This is a genomic window from Cupriavidus sp. FW305-26 (genome assembly GCF_058787975.1).
The window spans coordinates 51,329-67,026 of record NZ_JBYTAH010000041.1 but is presented as its reverse complement, the minus strand read 5'-3'; the positions used below and the strand labels follow the sequence as shown (position 1 = coordinate 67,026).

At 64.2% G+C, this 15,698-nt stretch carries 16 protein-coding genes; 6 read left to right on the top strand and 10 right to left on the bottom strand.

What is annotated here, in order from left to right:
* The 9 genes from AC3WQZ_RS21505 to AC3WQZ_RS21465 form a co-directional block, all read right to left on the bottom strand.
* Window positions 1-188, bottom strand: a 188-nt coding sequence (locus AC3WQZ_RS21505; RefSeq protein WP_492301220.1) for a TorF family putative porin, incomplete at its 3' end; no start/stop codon positions are given.
* A 132-nt stretch (window positions 189-320) separates the two neighbouring features.
* The gene (gene kdpE, locus AC3WQZ_RS21500; RefSeq protein WP_058698635.1) at window positions 321-1,016 is read right to left on the bottom strand and encodes a two-component system response regulator KdpE; all 696 of its coding nucleotides are present in this window, start codon (window positions 1,014-1,016) and stop codon (window positions 321-323) included.
* 27 nt (window positions 1,017-1,043) lie between these two features.
* Window positions 1,044-3,890 (bottom strand): DUF4118 domain-containing protein, encoded by a 2,847-nt coding sequence (locus tag AC3WQZ_RS21495; protein ID WP_439670011.1) that lies wholly within the window; start codon window positions 3,888-3,890, stop codon window positions 1,044-1,046.
* Between the two features lie 69 nt (window positions 3,891-3,959).
* Window positions 3,960-4,583 (bottom strand): potassium-transporting ATPase subunit KdpC, encoded by a 624-nt coding sequence (gene kdpC, locus AC3WQZ_RS21490; protein ID WP_439669823.1) that lies wholly within the window; start codon window positions 4,581-4,583, stop codon window positions 3,960-3,962.
* A 25-nt stretch (window positions 4,584-4,608) separates the two neighbouring features.
* The gene (gene kdpB, locus AC3WQZ_RS21485) at window positions 4,609-6,834 is read right to left on the bottom strand and encodes a potassium-transporting ATPase subunit KdpB (RefSeq protein WP_011616872.1); all 2,226 of its coding nucleotides are present in this window, start codon (window positions 6,832-6,834) and stop codon (window positions 4,609-4,611) included.
* 103 nt (window positions 6,835-6,937) lie between these two features.
* A complete protein-coding gene (gene kdpA, locus AC3WQZ_RS21480; RefSeq protein ID WP_492301218.1) occupies window positions 6,938-8,758 on the bottom strand; it encodes a potassium-transporting ATPase subunit KdpA in 1,821 nt (606 codons plus the stop codon).
* The gene (kdpF, locus tag AC3WQZ_RS21475; protein ID WP_010809614.1) at window positions 8,758-8,847 is read right to left on the bottom strand and encodes a K(+)-transporting ATPase subunit F; all 90 of its coding nucleotides are present in this window, start codon (window positions 8,845-8,847) and stop codon (window positions 8,758-8,760) included. Before kdpF ends, kdpA begins: the two co-directional genes overlap by 1 nt.
* Window positions 8,847-9,125 carry a hypothetical protein gene (locus tag AC3WQZ_RS21470; RefSeq protein WP_058698632.1) on the bottom strand — a complete coding sequence of 93 codons (279 nt, stop codon included), beginning with the start codon at window positions 9,123-9,125 and terminating at the stop codon, window positions 8,847-8,849. The genes kdpF and AC3WQZ_RS21470 overlap by 1 nt, the downstream gene beginning before the upstream one ends.
* Window positions 9,126-9,259: 134 nt before the next feature.
* Window positions 9,260-10,492 carry an MFS transporter gene (locus AC3WQZ_RS21465; RefSeq protein WP_011616874.1) on the bottom strand — a complete coding sequence of 411 codons (1,233 nt, stop codon included), beginning with the start codon at window positions 10,490-10,492 and terminating at the stop codon, window positions 9,260-9,262.
* A 177-nt stretch (window positions 10,493-10,669) separates the two neighbouring features.
* Here AC3WQZ_RS21465 and AC3WQZ_RS21460 point away from each other — a divergent pair, with 177 nt between their 5' ends.
* From AC3WQZ_RS21460 to AC3WQZ_RS21440, 5 genes are all read left to right on the top strand, one after another.
* Window positions 10,670-11,467: a TetR/AcrR family transcriptional regulator gene (locus AC3WQZ_RS21460; RefSeq protein ID WP_201025225.1), complete on the top strand. Its 798-nt coding sequence runs from the start codon at window positions 10,670-10,672 to the stop codon at window positions 11,465-11,467.
* 55 nt (window positions 11,468-11,522) lie between these two features.
* Window positions 11,523-11,744: a DUF2798 domain-containing protein gene (locus AC3WQZ_RS21455; protein ID WP_010809618.1), complete on the top strand. Its 222-nt coding sequence runs from the start codon at window positions 11,523-11,525 to the stop codon at window positions 11,742-11,744.
* 30 nt (window positions 11,745-11,774) lie between these two features.
* Window positions 11,775-12,731 carry an alpha/beta fold hydrolase gene (locus AC3WQZ_RS21450; RefSeq protein WP_492301217.1) on the top strand — a complete coding sequence of 319 codons (957 nt, stop codon included), beginning with the start codon at window positions 11,775-11,777 and terminating at the stop codon, window positions 12,729-12,731.
* 137 nt (window positions 12,732-12,868) lie between these two features.
* Complete coding sequence (locus tag AC3WQZ_RS21445; protein WP_492301216.1) at window positions 12,869-13,294, top strand: cupin domain-containing protein; 426 nt, start codon at window positions 12,869-12,871, stop codon at window positions 13,292-13,294.
* 12 nt (window positions 13,295-13,306) lie between these two features.
* Window positions 13,307-14,623, top strand: coding sequence for an epoxide hydrolase family protein (locus tag AC3WQZ_RS21440; RefSeq protein WP_492301215.1), 1,317 nt, complete (start codon window positions 13,307-13,309; stop codon window positions 14,621-14,623).
* Between the two features lie 150 nt (window positions 14,624-14,773).
* Here AC3WQZ_RS21440 and AC3WQZ_RS21435 read toward each other — a convergent pair whose 3' ends face one another.
* On the bottom strand, window positions 14,774-15,214 hold the full coding sequence (locus tag AC3WQZ_RS21435; protein ID WP_058698628.1) for a MerR family transcriptional regulator: 441 nt from the start codon (window positions 15,212-15,214) through the stop codon (window positions 14,774-14,776).
* Window positions 15,215-15,365: 151 nt separating this feature from the next.
* On the opposite strand from AC3WQZ_RS21435, the gene AC3WQZ_RS21430 reads away from it, so the two are divergent.
* Window positions 15,366-15,632 (top strand): GDCCVxC domain-containing (seleno)protein, encoded by a 267-nt coding sequence (locus AC3WQZ_RS21430; protein ID WP_492301223.1) that lies wholly within the window; start codon window positions 15,366-15,368, stop codon window positions 15,630-15,632.
* Window positions 15,633-15,698 lie beyond the last annotated feature (66 nt).

Below are 15,698 nucleotides of genomic sequence, written 5' to 3'. Positions count from 1 at the left end.
GGGCGCAGGTTGGTCTGGCTGATGCCGCGATAGCGGTAGTCCGAGACCAGCGACACGTTGGCCGTGAACGTATGCGGGGACGGCACGGCGTCAGGCTGGGATTGCGCCATGGCCGGCATGGCAGCGAGGAAGATGGAAGATGCGGAGCATGCGAGCAGCGTGGCCGCGGTTTGGCGCAGGTCAGTCATTGTTGTTGTGGCGAGAGTTAAAAAAATCCCCGTTGCAGGGAGCCTCGCCACGATATGGCCTGACGCGTAAAAACGGTATCAAAAGCCGCGGTGCCCGCGTACAAATCCAATCAATGCGCCTGGATTTCGGCGCTACCCGGCAAACCGGTAGCCCAGCCCGATTTCCGTCAGCAAGTGGGCGGGCCGCGCCGGGTCCGCTTCGAGCTTGTGCCGCAGATGTCCCATATAGACGCGCAGGTACTGGCTGCTTTCGGCCTGGGAGGGTCCCCACACCTCCCGCAGCAACTCCCGGTGCGTCATCACCTTGCCGCGGTGGGCGATCAGAACCGCAAGCAGCCGATACTCGATCGGCGTCAGATGCACGGCCTGTCCCGAGCGGGTGACGACCCGGCTGGCCAGGTCAACCTGCACGTCGCCGAACAGGATCTGGTGCGAGCCCTGGGCGTTGGCCCTGGCATGCCGGCGCAGCAGCACGCGCAGGCGTGCGACCAGTTCGCCAACGCCAAAGGGCTTGGTCAGGTAGTCATCCGCGCCGGCATCCAGCGCACCGATCTTGTCGGCTTCTCCGCTACGTGCCGACAGGACCAGCACCGGTACGTCAGTCCACGTGCGCATCTCGCTGATCAATTGCACCCCGTCTCCGTCCGGCAAGCCCAGGTCGAGAACGACGAGGTCAGGTTGCCGGGTGCCTGCCTCAATCAGTCCGCGCTTGAGCGATTCTGCCTCGTGCACCGTGCAACCTTCGGACTCCAGGGTCGAGCGGACAAAGCGCCGGATATGCGGCTCATCCTCAACCAGCAGGACTGTCGGGGAAAAATCAAATGGCATCAACTTCCTCTCTTCTTGCGTGAGACCCTAGGCATCAGTCTGCTCCGGCTCCACCGCCGGCGGATTTCCACGCGGCAACGCTACCAGGAAGCGCGCGCCCGCCTGGCCGCCGGGCCGGTCCGGGCGTTGCGCGGGTTCCACCCAGATGCGCCCGCCATGGGCTTGCACGATTGCCTCGCATACGGCGAGACCCAGGCCGACACCCGCGGTCGCGGATTCGCGCTCACCGCGCGTGAATTTCTCGAAGATCTGCCGTTCCTTGCCCTTGGGCACGCCCGGGCCATCATCCTCTACCGCGATCCTGATCTCGTCGTCGACCGGCGCGGCCGAGAGCCGGATCTCTGTGCCGGCAGGCGTGTATTTGGCGGCATTCTCCAGCAGGTTGCACAGCACGCGCTCGATCAGCACGGCGTCGCATTCGACCAGGGGTACCCGGGACAAGTCGGCGACAACCACGCGGTGGTGCTCGAGCGCCTCGCGCATGGCAGCCAGGCTGGCGCCAACGAGCTCCTCCACCGATTGCCACTCCTTGCTCATCCGGACTTCCCGGCCCTGCAGCTTCGCCATGTCCAGCAGATTCACCACCATGGTCCGCATGCGCCTGGCCTGTTCCAGCATGGCGGCCACGGTCTCGGCCAGTGACGGCGCCAGCCCGGGATCGCTGCGCTGCATGGTTTCCGCCATGCCGATCAGGCTGGTCAGCGGGGTGCGCAGGTCATGGGAGACAGCGGCCAGCAATGAGCTGCGCAGGCGCTCAGACTCCATCGACAGCAAGGCCAGCTGCGCCACTTCGACGTAATGCAAGCGCTCGATGGCGATCGCGATCAGCGTGCAGAACACATCGACCTGGCGCCGTAGCGCAGGTTGCGCAAAGGCGCGTGATACCGCAGGCTCGACCGCCAGCACGCCACGGGTCTGCATCGGCGCCTTCAATGGCAGATACAGCACGGTGCTGCCGGGCAAGGTATGCGTGCCGGTGCCTGCGGGCTGGCCGTGATCGAATACCCACTCTGCCAGTACACGGTCGATCGAGTCGGTTCGCGCCCCGGTGTCATGCTGCTCGACATCGGACACGGGCGGCAGCAAGCGGCCTTCCGCGGAAACCAGGAAGAAGGCTGAATTGGCATCGAAGGCAGCACGCAGGAAACGGCTGGCGATCGAGACAATCTGGTTCGGCACCAGCGCCGCGGAGAGTTCACGGGCCAGTTCGTACAGCGTGCGGGCATCGTTCTCGCGCTGCACCGCCACCTGCGCTTGTTCGCGCAAACCGGCAGTCAGTTGCCCGATGACCAGCCCCACGGATAGCAGCACGAGGAACGTCAGCAGATACTGTACGTCGCTGACGGCGAACGACAGCCGCGGCGGTACGAAGAAGAAGTCGAAGGCGGCCACGGCCAATACCGAAGCCAGCGCCGCCGGTCCGCGGCCATGACGAAGCGCGACGCCGACCACTGCCGCCAGAAACAGCATGACAATGTTGACGACGTCGAACCATGGAAATGCCAGGGCCGACAGTGCCGTGGCACCGGCGCACCATGCCGCCGCCCACAAATAATCTTTGCGCGTGGCCCCGTCGCCTGGCGCTGGGGCGTCTGGCGCTTCAGTGCCATGGCGCGGGCGAAGATCCACCCGCGTCGTGTCTGCCGCCACGCGGATGATATCGATCTCCGGACATCCGAGCGCCAGCGCATCGGCAAAACTGCGGCGGCCGAACAGCCAGGCCGGCGCGTTCACAAATGGCGTCAAGGCCAGGCCGAGAAGGGAGCGGGCCCGCTCCGCAACGGAGGCGCCGCCCCGGCGCCAGTCTGCCGGCGCCCGGCCGATGACCACCTTGGTCAGGTTGTGGCGGCGCACGTACCCCACGATTGCCTGGACCATGTCGTTGCCCGCCAGGGTCTCGGTGCGTGCGCCCAACTCCTCTGCGAGACGCATGGCCGTCTGCAGGCGAGTCTTTGCGAAATCGGACGGGGGTGCCAGCCTGGGGGTGGCGATGGTCACCACATGCCAGTCGCAATCGAGCTGGCCGGCAAGCCGGCGCGCACTCCGGACGACCTGCTCGGCATCGTCACCACTACCGATGCAAGCCAGCACCGCCTCCCGGGTCCGCCACACGCCTTGAACGGCTTCGGACTGACGCCATGCTCGGACATCGGAGTCCACCCGGTCGGCGGTCCGGCGCAGCGCCAGCTCGCGCAGGGCGATCAGATTGCCTTTCCGGAAAAAGTTGCGCGCCGCGTGTCGCGCCTGCTCCGGCAGATAGACCTTGCCTTCCTTCAGCCGGCGCAGCAGCTCGTCGGCCGGCAGGTCTACCAGCACGACTTCGTCGGCGCTGTCGAACACAACGTCCGGCACGGTTTCCCAGACGCGGATGCCGGTGATGCCGCCCACCGCCTCGTTCAGGCTGTCCAGATGCTGCACATTGACCGTGGTCCAGACGTCGATCCCGGCAGCCTGCAATTCCTGGATATCCTGCCACCGCTTCGGATGGCGACTGCCCGGTGCGTTGGAATGGGCCAGTTCGTCAACCAGGACCAGGGCCGGTCGCCGGACCAGCGCCGCGTCCAGGTCGAACTCCTGCAGAACCCGCTCGCGGTACGGCACGTCCTTCATTGGCAAGCGCTCGATACCGGCGATTAGCGCTTCGGTCTCGGCGCGGCCGTGGGTCTCCACGATGCCAATGACAGCATCGGTGCCCCGTGCAGACGCCGTCCGTGCCGCGGTGAGCATGGCGAACGTCTTGCCGACCCCGGCGGAAGCGCCAAAGTAGACCCTGAGCTTGCCGCGCGAGGCGCGAGCGCCTTCCTCCTGCACCATCTGGAGCAGGGCATCGGGATCGGGGCGCGCGCCGGCTCCGCGCAGTTCGGCATCAGGCATCGGTCGGCTCACCCTCTATCCTGGCATTGGCAAACCAGTCCTGCCTCGCATCCGCATCCCGGCACCGGGTTACTTCCGTGCGATGGCATCCAGTCCAAGGTTCAGCTTCAGGACATTGACTCCCGGGTCGCCCAGGACCGGCAGTAGCGGCGTTTCGGTATTTGCCGCAATCAGTTGCTTCACCTGCTCGATTGGAATCCCCCTGGCGCGGGCGACGCGCGCCGCCTGGTACTCAGCGGCCGCAGGGCTGATATGCGGGTCGAGCCCGCTGCCGGAGGCAGTGACCAGGTCCACCGGAACGGGGGCCTGGTTGTCCGGATCCGCGGCGTGCAGGGCAACGACGCGTGCGCGCGCGGCATCGGTCAGCGCCGGATTGGTGGGGCCCAGGTTGGATCCCGCCGAAGCCGCGGCGTTATACGGCATCGGCGCCGTGGCCGACAGCCGGCCCCAGAAGTACTTCGGGTCGGAGAACGGCTGGCCGATCAGTTCCGAGCCAACTGTCCTGCCATCCTTCTCGATCAGCGAGCCGGCTGCCTGATGCGGGAACACGGCCTTGGAGATTGCCGTGATCGCGCCGGGATAGAGCAGGCCGGTCACCAGCGAAAGACCAACGAACACCACCAACATTGGCCGCAGCAAGCCACCTTGCACGGGTGCCGGCGACGGCTGCGGGGACTGCACTTGCGTATTCATGAGCGCTCCGAATCGTGGCAGAAAATCAGACCCAGCCAAACAGGGCCAGGATCATGTCGATCAGCTTGATGCCGGCAAACGGCACCAGGATGCCGCCCAGGCCGTAGACCAGCAGGTTGCGGCGCAGCAGCACCGCGGCGCCCAGCGGCCGGTAGACCACGCCCTTGAGCGCAAGCGGGATCAGCACGACGATGATGAGCGCGTTGAAGATCACCGCCGACATGATGGCCGACGCCGGCGTGGCGAGCCCCATCACATTGAGCAGGTTGAGCTGCGGATAGGTGGTGGCAAACGCCGCCGGGATGATCGCGAAGTACTTGGCGATGTCGTTGGCCACGCTGAAGGTCGTCAGCGAGCCGCGCGTCATCAGCATCTGCTTGCCGATCTCGACGATCTCGATCAGCTTGGTCGGGTTGCTGTCGAGGTCCACCATGTTGCCGGCTTCCTTGGCCGCCTGCGTGCCGCTGTTCATCGCTACGGCTACGTCGGCCTGGGCCAGTGCCGGCGCGTCGTTGGTGCCGTCGCCGGTCATCGCGACCAGCCGCCCGTCGGCCTGGTACTGGCGGATCAGCTTGAGCTTGGCTTCCGGCGTGGCTTCGGCCAGGAAGTCGTCAACGCCGGCTTCCGCCGCAATCGAAGCCGCCGTCAGCCGGTTGTCGCCGGTGATCATCACGGTCTTGATGCCCATCTTGCGCAGTTCGCCGAAGCGCTCGCGAATGCCGGTCTTGACGATGTCTTTCAGCTCGATCACGCCAAGCACGCGTACCGAACCGCCGTTGGCGTCGGCTACCACCAGCGGCGTGCTGCCGGCGCGGGCAACCTCATCGACGGCTTGCAGGACAGCATCGGGGAACTTGCCGGCACGTTCCGTGACGTAGCGGCGCACGGCATCGGCCGCACCCTTGCGCACGTGACGCTCGCCGCCGCCATCGCTCAGGTCAACCCCGCTCATGCGGGTCTGGGCGCTGAACGGCACGAACTCCGGCTTCAGGCTTGCCATCACCGGCGCCGCCAGCCCCGGCAGCTGGCGTGCCAGCGTGATGATGCTGCGGCCTTCCGGGGTCTCGTCGGCCAGCGACGACAGCCACGCCGCTTCCGCGAGCTGCAGCGGCGACACGCCCGGGGCCGGGATGAAGCGCGATGCCTGGCGGTTGCCATGGGTAATGGTGCCGGTCTTGTCGAGCAGCAGCACGTCCACGTCACCAGCGGCTTCGACCGCACGGCCCGAGGTGGCAATCACGTTGGCTTCCATCATCCGGCTCATGCCCGCCACGCCAATGGCTGACAGCAGCCCGCCGATGGTGGTGGGAATCAGGCAGACCAGCAGGGCCACCAGCACCGTGATCGTCACCGGAACGCCTGCCTTTGCCACCAGCACGCTGTAGAGCGAGAACGGCTGCAGCGTGGCCGTGGCCAGCAGCAGCACAATGGTCAGCCCGACCAGCAGGATCGTCAGGGCCAGTTCGTTCGGCGTCTTCTGCCGCTTGGCGCCTTCAACCATCGTGATCATGCGGTCGATGAAGCTCTCGCCCGGGTTGGTCGTGATGCGCGCCACGATCCAGTCGGACAGCACGCGTGTACCGCCGGTCACCGACGAGAAGTCGCCGCCCGACTCGCGGATCACCGGCGCCGATTCGCCGGTGATGGCGCTTTCGTCGACCGAGGCCACGCCGTCGATCACTTCGCCGTCGCCGGGGATCATCTCGCCGGCCTGTACCAGCACCACGTCGCCACGGCGCAGCGCCGTGGCGGGGCGCGCTTCGGTGGCACTGCCACGCTTGCCGTCCTTCAGCACGCGTGCGGTGACGGTGGTCTTCAGGCCGCGCAGCGCTTCCGCCTGCTGCTTGCTTCGGCCTTCGGCAAGTGCCTCGGCAAAGTTAGCGAACAGCACCGTGAACCACAGCCACACCGACACCGCCAGGATGAAGCCCGCGGATTCCCCACCGGGGGCTGCCGCCGGCGCGGCCATGGCCTTCAGGAAAAGGATCGTCGTCAGGATGCTGCCCACGTAGGCCACGAACATCACCGGGTTGCGCAGCTGGTCGCGCGGCGACAACTTCCCGAAGGCCGCGACCAGCGCGGGCTTCACCAGCTCCGGCGCGAACATGCTGCGCGCCGGCGGGCGATGATGGTGGGAGCCGTGTTGGCGGTCGGACACCGGCGCGCTCTTTGCCTGAATCGTGTTGGAGGAAGACGCTTCAGCCGTGTTGGCGCCGCGCTTGGCCACCGGGGCCATCGAATCTTGTTGCATGGTTTCTCCGCAATCCGCTAGAGCCATCCGGCACCTGCCTCGGTGAGGCAGGGCAGGGTCCGGACGTGTAGGAATGCTCGATATTTCGTCGTCAGTCGTCGCTTTACTTCGCCGCGGTTGCCGTCACCGCGCCCTGGAGTTGCTCGGCGACTGGTCCCAGCGCCAGCGCCGGGACATAGGTCAGCGCACCGACCAGCAGCACGGTGCCCACCAGCAGGACGACGAACAGCGGGCCGTGCGTCGGCATCGTGCCGCCGCTCACGGGCACGCGCTTCTTGGCTGCCAGCGAGCCCGCCAGCGCAAGCACCGGGATGATGATCCAGAACCGGCCGAACCACATGGCTGCCGCCAGCAGCGTGTTGTAGAACGGGGTGTTGGCGGACAAGCCCGCAAAGGCGCTGCCATTGTTGTTGGCCGCCGACGAGAGCGCGTACAGGATCTCGGAGAAGCCGTGCGTGCCGGGATTGAACACACCGGCGCGTCCGGCCTCGGTCATCACCGCCACCGACGTGCCGAGCAGCACCAGCAGTGGCGTGACCAGGATCGCCACGGCCGTCATCTTCATCTCGTAGACTTCGATCTTCTTGCCGAGGTACTCCGGCGTGCGCCCGATCATCAGTCCGGCGATGAACACCGCGAGCACGGCGTAGACCAGCATGCCGTACAGCCCCGAGCCGACGCCGCCGAACACGACCTCGCCCAGCTGCATCAGCAGCATCGGCACCAGGCCACCGATGGCGGTGAAGGAGTCATGCATGGCATTGACCGCGCCGCACGACGCCGCGGTCGTGATGGTGGCGAACAGTGCCGAAGCGGCGATGCCGAAGCGCGTTTCCTTGCCTTCCATATTGCCGCCGGCCTGCAGCAGCGACGCGGCGTGATCCACCGGCAATCCGGCCAGCGCCGGGTTGGCCATCTGCTCGGAGATCGCCGCCACGCAGGCCATCGCGACAAAGATGACCGTCATGGATGCCAGCACCGCCACACCCTGTCGCCTGTCTCCCACCATTTCGCCAAAGGTGAAGCACAGCGCCGCCGGGATCAGGAAGATCGCCAGCATCTCGAGAAGGTTGGCCAGCCCATTCGGGTTCTCGAACGGATGCGCCGAGTTGGCATTGAAGAAGCCGCCGCCGTTGGTGCCCAGCATCTTGATGGCCTCCTGCGAGGCAACCGGGCCCATCGCCAGCGTCTGCCTGTCGGTCTTCAGGTCTTCCGTCACCGGCTTGCCTTGTGCATCGAGCACCGGTTGCCCGGCCGCATCGAGCTTAGGCTGGCTGTACTCCACCGGCGTGACCAGGCTGGCTTCCTTGTAGGCATCGAAGTTCTGGATCACTCCCTGGCTGACCAGGGCAAGTGCAATCACGGTCGCGATCGGCGCCAGCACGTACAACGTGACCCGCGTCATGTCGACCCAGAAATTGCCGATGGTGGCGGCGCTCTGGCGCGCGAATCCGCGCATCAGCGCGAACACCACGGCGATGCCGGTCGCCGCGGACAGGAAGTTCTGCACGGTGAGCGCGAGCATCTGCGTCAGATAGCCCATGGTCGACTCGCCGCCATAGCCTTGCCAGTTGGTGTTGGCGACAAAGCTGATCGCCGTGTTGAAGGCCGAGTCCGGCGAAACCGCGCCAAGGCCCTGCGGATTGAGCGGCAGCATGCCCTGCAGGCGCTGCAGCGCATAGACTGCCACCACGCCAAGCAGGTTGAACGCCAGCACCGCGACGGCGTATTGCTTCCACCCCATCCCGGCATCGGCACGCACGCCGCCCAGGCGATACAGCAGCCGTTCCAGCGGTCGGCCCCACGCGGTCAGCGAATAGTTGCCATCTTCCACTGCACGCCGGATATAGCGTCCGAGGAAAGGGGCGCACGCCAGCAGGATGGCGAGATAGAGGACCAGCAGGCCCACGAATTGGGAGGACATCAGAATTTCTCCGGCCGGAACAACGCAATCAGGAGGTAAACAAAAATGGCAATGGCCAGCACGCCGCTCAACAGATCGGTCCAGCTCATCACAGCCTCCTGTCCGACGCGCTGTTCTTTGCCGGCATCTGGTCATGCGCGCCGCCGTGCCCGCTGCCTGCCGGAGATTTCGGCGCAAGCACGGCGCAAAGCCCCAGCAGGGCTGCGCTCAGCACGGCGAAGCCAATCAATACGATCAAATAGATCCCGTCCATAACAAAGCACCCTTGAATGGTTTCGGCTTGCAGATTAGCGACGGGGTCGTAAAAACAGGGTAGAAAGATGGCCGGTGCGTATAAAGAACGTATAAAGATTCGGGCGATCAGCATGCGCGCGGGAGCCAAGGTGCACTTTCTTGGCCGCTGGCGATCGTGATGCGTGGTGGTAAGGCTGCCGCTGTTGGCGGAGATGCTGCGCCGGCGCGACGCTTCTCTTTCGGATCTTTACGCGACGGCCCGGCGCGTTAATCGAGGGGCTTGACCCGCCGGAATGCACCAAGGAGTGCGAGGTCGTAGGCGATCTTGAGCACGCCGCAGGCAACCAGCGGCGTCCCGACCCAGCCCATCGCCAGCAGCGCGCCCGCCAGGGTCGGGCCGAATGCGGCAGCCAGGCTCCTGGGCACGGCAGTCAGGCTTGCCGCCGCCGGCCGCTCGGGCGGCGTCACCACGGCCATGACATAGGCGGTCCGGGTCGGCACATCCATCTGCGACAGCGCGCTGCGTACGAGCAGCAGCGCCAGCGTCGCCGGCAGGGAGGGGGAGAACGCGGCCGCGATCAGGCAGAGGCTGGATGGGATATGGGTGAACACCATCGTGTTCAGCAAGCCGAACCTGCGAGCCAGCGGTGCGGCCACGAGCTGGGAGCCGGCGCTAAGCAGCCCGGCCCAGAAGAAGAACTGCCCGGCGGCGCCAATGGAAAGGCCGAAGCGCTGCATCAACCATAGCGCCAGCAGGGAATTCACCACCAGGCCGCCGGCAAATGCGTCGACGCTGAAGAGCAGGGCAAGGCGGGTAACGATCCGGCGAGACGGTCCCAGCGGGACTCTCGCCGTTGCCAGGTGCGGTGGCGGCTCCGGCATGCGGGCATAGAGGAACCAGAGTGCGGCACCGGTCAGGGCATAGACCATGAACATGGCGCGCAGCGCGCTGAGGACAGGAACCCCAAGTTGCGCCGCGAGCCAGTCCGGCAGCGCCGCCGCCAGCGCACCAATGGCGGCGCAGAGGGCCCCGGTCAGGCTGTAGCGGGCGAACAGGGCAGTGCGGGCATCGGCGCAGGCTGAATCGGCAAGACCGGCATGCTCAAGCGGCAGGAAGACGCTGACGTCGCCGGAACTGGGGTTGAGCGTGCCGACGAATGCGACCAGCAATAGCGGCCAGAGGGAGGACAGTCCGGCGAAGCCTATGCCGGTGGCGGCCATCAACGCGGCCGCCGACATCAGCAGCCTGCGCTGCGGATAGCGGTGGCCGATGATGCCCACCAGGACCGTCGCCAGCGCCGAGCCGATCAGGGTTGCGCTGCTGACCAGCCCCACTGCCAGCTGCGCGAAGCCCAGAGCCAGCAGGTACGCCGGCAACAGCACGGCGATAAAGCCGTCACAGAAGCCGCGCAGCGCGCGGCCAACGAGAAGCGGCAAGGCGCCGGGATGAATGCCTGCGGGCAGGACCAGGCGCGCTAGCCAGCCTCTGCTGACAATCATGGCCGGGTCTTCAGGTGTGCGCATCGCAATGGCATCCGTGTTCCGGTGGTCTCATGCCGTCAGTGAAAGCCCGTGGCGATCCCGCCGTACAAGAACACAGTATGCGCCGGACTCGAAGGCACCGGCTTGGGCGACACGGCAAAGGCTGGCATGGCGCCATGTTAGAGGGCCCCGCAGATGGTGGCATCGGCCGCATCTGCGCCGCGCGCCGCCTTGGTATGGCGTTCCAATCAGTCCTTGAGCGCGAGCGCAGCTTCCGGCGCGCGGAGGAAGCTGATCGCCAGGCGATTGAACGCATTCATCAGGCTGATGGCGGGGGCAGGGGGGATCACTCCGAGCGGATTCATCGATGCCCTTGACAAAAATACCAATTGGTATATTCTGGCTTCCATGAATAAAGCTCAGCGAACCCGCCAGTTCATCGTCGAGAAGACAGCCCCGATCTTCAACGTCAAAGGCTATGCCGGTACGTCCCTGGCCGATATGACGGAGGCCACCGGGCTGACGAAGGGCAGCGTCTACGGCAACTTTGCCAACAAGGAGGAAGTGGCCCTGGCTGCTTTCGATCACAACTGGAAGCAGGCGCAGGCGGCAGTCCGGGCCGTAATGGCCACGAGAGAAACCAGCAAGGAGCAGCTGCTCGCATTGACAGGCGTGTATGAAAGCCTGCCTGAGGAATTCCCCGTGGGGGGATGCCCGCTGCTCAACACAGCGATTGAAGCCGACGACACGCACCCGGCCCTGCGCGAGAAAGCCATGGAGGCTTTCCGGGGCTGGAAGACGCATCTTGTCAAAGTCATCAAGGCAGGGATTGCTTCGCAGGAGTTCCGCAAAGACGTCGATGCCGAGCAGACTGCCGTCACGCTGATTGCATTGATCGAGGGCGCCATCATGATCTCTCGCCTCACAGGCAACGCTGGCTACAGCAAGGCCGTGATGTCGGCGGTAGAAAAAACCATCGTCGATCTGAAGTGATTTTTTTCGACCAAAAATATACCAATTGGTATTTTATCTGCCAAAGGAAGCAACCATGAGCGTGCAGCTGAAACGGAAAGTCGCATTCGCCCTGTCGATGGGAGTCGTGACGACAGGGATCATTTCCTTTGTCCTCCTTACTCTCAATCTCGGATTCTCGGAAGGATTTGCCCTGACGTGGCTGCGTTCCTGGGGCATCGGATATGTGATCGTCATTCCCGCCATCCTCCTGGTCGGTCCGCGTTTGCAAACGCAGGTCGATCGCCTGATTCACTGAGCCGGCAGGCCCGCATCGAGGACCACTGACATGTCCAGGTCATTCCTGCCGCGGCTGCTTGCCTCCGTTCTCGTCCTCGGCGCTTTGATTGCGTCGGGATGCGCCCACCACGCCAACAAGCCGGTACAGAAAGCCGAGATCGGATTCATCAAACTCGACTCGGACATCTCGCTCAGGACGATGGTGGTGCACAACCCCAGTCCGAGAGGGACCGTTCTCTTCCTGCATGGATTCCCGGAGACCCTGTACGCCTGGAAGGACATTGCCCTGGCTCTCGGCGATGACTACGAAGTACACGCCATCGATTGGCCTGGCTACGGCCTCTCATCACGACCAACGGCCGACAAGTTCTCCTATGCGCCCAGAGACTATGCCCGGGTTCTGAAGGAGTACATCCGCAAGGCGGGCATCGACACGTCAAAGCTCACGATCTACGCAACGGATATCGGAGCCTTGCCTGCCCTACTCCTGGCTCTCGAGGAGCCGGACATTGCCAGGACGATCATCGTGGGCGACTTCGCCCCGTTCAACAGACCTCGTTACATGTACGAAAGCCTGCAGAGCCTGAAGTCGCAACCTTCGGCCGAGCTGGCTCGTGTTCAGTTGAACAAGAATCGCGAGGATGTTCTCCAGAATGCCTACAGGCGCGGCTTGGCCAGGGAAGCGCAGTTCGACATATCCGGCGAACTCAAGGACGACATGTCACGCGGATGGAGCCATGGGGAGATGACGTCAGCGGACGCCTTCTATCACTACTACTTGCACTTCACGCGGGACCAGGAGTATTTCGAGGCGAACCTGGGCCGGCTCAAGACGCCCGTGAAGGTAGTCTGGGGTGAGAAAGACATCTACATCAATAAGGACATGGGCATCGAGTTCGCCGAGAAGGCCCATGCAGCGTTCACCCTGCTTCACGGGGTTGGGCACTACCCGCACCTGCAGGACCCCCAGCAAACCGTGGCAGAGATTCGCGCTTCATTCCGGTAAGCCCGCATTGCGAGCGGGGCCCGGGCAGCCGACCTCGTCTGAGGACGACGGGATCCCGCACGACACATGAGCGCCCCTCTGCCACGGACCTTCCCAATATTCCCATCCGTCGTCAAGCACGACAAGGAAACCTGCCCATGAAAATGACCCGAATCTTCGCCGTGGCCCTGCTTATCGCCGGCAATGGTTTGCTTCTGCCAACGGCTCAAGCGCAAACGCAGGGAGTCCACCGCACCGATCTGGTCCGGCGCGAACTCAGCGTGCCCGGTCGTGAGGGCGTACAGGTACGCGTCGACTTTGATCCCGGCGCATTCGCACCGAAACATTCGCACCCCGGGGAAGAAATCGCCTATGTCCTGCAAGGGACGCTGGAATACCAGCTCGACGACAAGCCGCCTGTCACGCTGAAGGCCGGTGACGCGCTGTTCATTCCGGCCGGGAGTGCCCATTCGGCGCGGAATGTCGGCAGCGGCAAGGCGTCTGAACTGGCAACTTACATCGTCAGGAAGGGTGTGCCTCTGGCGGTGCCCGCCAGGCAACCTGGATCGGCCACCGCAGAATAAGGGAGGCTTGCAATGAACACGGAATGGTCCAACCAGGCTCCCGACCCGTCGCGCCGAACTTTACTATTGGGCGGCGTGGCGACGGTAGCGCTCTCCATGCTTTACCCGCCCCTGACTACCGCTGCGCAGGAAAAATCCGGGCTTCCCGTGGCATCAGATGCGATCCGCCCATTCCGTGCGCACGTCCCGCAAGCGGCCTTGGTCGATCTGCGCCGCCGCCTTGTCGCTACGCGCTGGCCCGATCCGGAAACAGTCGGCGATCGGTCCCAGGGCGTACAGCTTGAAAGATTTCAGCCGCTCATGCGCTACTGGGCAACGGGCTATGACTGGCGCAAGGCCGAGGCAAAACTAAATGCCTGGCCGCAGTTTGTGACGAACATCGACGGCCTGGACATTCATTTCATCCATGTCCGCTCGCGCCATGCAAACGCGATGCCGCTCATCATGACCCACGGCTGGCCAGGGTCGGTCTTCGAGTTGCTTAATGTCATTGGCCCGCTGACGGACCCCACCGCGCACGGCGGCACTGCGAACGACGCGTTTCATCTGGTGATTCCGTCGATTCCCGGCTTCGGCTTTTCACAGAAGCCCGCAGACACTGGCTGGAATCCGGATCGCATCGCACGCACCTGGGACGTGCTGATGAAGCGGCTCGGATATGCGCGCTACGTTTCGCAGGGAGGCGACTGGGGCGCCATCATCTCCGACGCACTTGGCCGTCTGGCGCCTGAAGGACTGCTTGGCATCCACGTCAACCGCATCGAGCGCGCCACGACGTTGCCACCGGCAATAGCCATGGCGCTGAAAAGCGGGGAGCCTGCGCCGGCAAACCTGACCACCGAAGAAAAGCAGGTGTTCGATGAGGCGAGGGATTTCCTCAACAAGGGATTCGGTTACGCGGCCATCATGCAAACGCGGCCGCAGACCATCGGCTTTGGCCTGGCCGATTCGCCAGTGGGGCTGGCAGCGTGGATCTATGACAAGCAGGCCGACTGGGTATTCACGCGTGGCGATCCTGAGCGGTCACTGGACCGTGACGCGATCCTTGACAACATCTCGCTCTACTGGCTCACAAATACAGGCGGGTCGAGCGGACGGACCTACTGGGAAACCAGTGCCGCCCCGGCAAGGAATTCCCCCATCACCGTTCCAGTGGCAGTGACCGTCTTCCCTGGCGAGGTCTACCGGCCACCGAGGCAGTGGTTGGCACGAGCCTATCCAAACCTGATCTACTACAACCGCGTTGCCAAAGGCGGTCACTTCGCGGCTTGGGAAGAACCGGAGCTGTTCAGCGCGGAGCTACGATCTGCGTTCCGATCGTTGCGCTGAGCGGAAGACGCTGTGCAGGAACGGTGTCGGCCCACGGTGGACGTTGCGCATCTCGCGTCACGCTGCTTGCCGTTTGGCCGGCACAACCGTTCCTATGTACACCGCCGGCACATCGAGCGGTGTACCGGACGGACTCAGCGGGTACCTCGTTCACCGATGCCGAAATGGAGCGTCACGAGCGTTCTCTGCTCTCATGTCGGCAGACAAGGTGTCAATCAAGGGACAAGAAGCCTCATTGCCATTGGCGTGGCATTGCCCAATGAGATTCTTCAGTTCCGCTCGCATTCGTCGCAGATCCTTCATTCTTTCCTCAACAAGACTGAGCTTTTGCTCGGCCAGTGCGCGGGCTGTGCTGCACGTGCTGCCATCGTTCTGTCGCAGCAGTACCCGGATTTCATCCAGGGTGAACCCGAGCGACTGGGCCTGGCGAATGAAATGAAGCCGCTGCAAGCTCTGCTGCGAATACTGTCGAATGGCGCCATAGGCACGCTCCGGCACCGGCAGCAGGCCGCACCGATGGTAGTAGCGTACCGTCTCCACGCCAACACCAGCCGCCTTGGCCAGCTTCCCGATTGTTAGTGTGTGCTCCATCGCTTGACTCCGTACCTTGGTACGGACCTACGCTACGCCTAAACCGCACATACGGGAAGGGAGGATTGCGTTTCGATGGGTAACGACAGGGATCGGAGCGCCAGGCACGGTGACCGTCTGCTGCCCATCGGCCGTGAGGCAAAGAGAAATGATGAGCGCCGTCAAGCTGCAGTCAATCATCACCTGCCCCAAGTGCGCGCATGCAAAAGAAGAAACCATGCCCTTCGATGCCTGCCAGTGGTGCTATGAGTGCGAGTGCTGCCACGCGATGCTAAGGCCCAAGGCCGGTGATTGCTGCGTCTTCTGCTCATACGGCAGCGAAAGGTGCCCGCCCATGCAGCAGCATTCCTGCTCGTGTGTTCGCCGACGCAGGTACAGCGATGCACGACGTACCCTCGATTCGGTTCCCCCCGGATGATCCCGCCTCTTACCCAGCTCCGCTTGCCAGCGGAACATGTTTTTGCTCGACATTACGCGACGCCCG

Coding starts and splice junctions, on each gene's coding strand:
- kdpA (WP_492301218.1), bottom strand. CDS start 8,758: ATGTCCTCCCAATTCGTGGGCCTGCTGGTCCTCTATCTCGCCATCCTG.
- kdpC (WP_439669823.1), bottom strand. CDS start 4,583: ATGAATACGCAAGTGCAGTCCCCGCAGCCGTCGCCGGCACCCGTGCAA.
- kdpE (WP_058698635.1), bottom strand. CDS start 1,016: ATGCCATTTGATTTTTCCCCGACAGTCCTGCTGGTTGAGGATGAGCCG.
- kdpF (WP_010809614.1), bottom strand. CDS start 8,847: ATGAGCTGGACCGATCTGTTGAGCGGCGTGCTGGCCATTGCCATTTTT.
- AC3WQZ_RS21465 (WP_011616874.1), bottom strand. CDS start 10,492: ATGATTGTCAGCAGAGGCTGGCTAGCGCGCCTGGTCCTGCCCGCAGGC.
- AC3WQZ_RS21470 (WP_058698632.1), bottom strand. CDS start 9,125: ATGCTGATCGCCCGAATCTTTATACGTTCTTTATACGCACCGGCCATC.
- kdpB (WP_011616872.1), bottom strand. CDS start 6,834: ATGCAACAAGATTCGATGGCCCCGGTGGCCAAGCGCGGCGCCAACACG.
- AC3WQZ_RS21445 (WP_492301216.1), top strand. CDS start 12,869: ATGAAAATGACCCGAATCTTCGCCGTGGCCCTGCTTATCGCCGGCAAT.
- AC3WQZ_RS21455 (WP_010809618.1), top strand. CDS start 11,523: ATGAGCGTGCAGCTGAAACGGAAAGTCGCATTCGCCCTGTCGATGGGA.
- AC3WQZ_RS21495 (WP_439670011.1), bottom strand. CDS start 3,890: ATGCCTGATGCCGAACTGCGCGGAGCCGGCGCGCGCCCCGATCCCGAT.
- AC3WQZ_RS21435 (WP_058698628.1), bottom strand. CDS start 15,214: ATGGAGCACACACTAACAATCGGGAAGCTGGCCAAGGCGGCTGGTGTT.
- AC3WQZ_RS21450 (WP_492301217.1), top strand. CDS start 11,775: ATGTCCAGGTCATTCCTGCCGCGGCTGCTTGCCTCCGTTCTCGTCCTC.
- AC3WQZ_RS21460 (WP_201025225.1), top strand. CDS start 10,670: ATGGTGGCATCGGCCGCATCTGCGCCGCGCGCCGCCTTGGTATGGCGT.
- AC3WQZ_RS21430 (WP_492301223.1), top strand. CDS start 15,366: ATGAGCGCCGTCAAGCTGCAGTCAATCATCACCTGCCCCAAGTGCGCG.
- AC3WQZ_RS21440 (WP_492301215.1), top strand. CDS start 13,307: ATGAACACGGAATGGTCCAACCAGGCTCCCGACCCGTCGCGCCGAACT.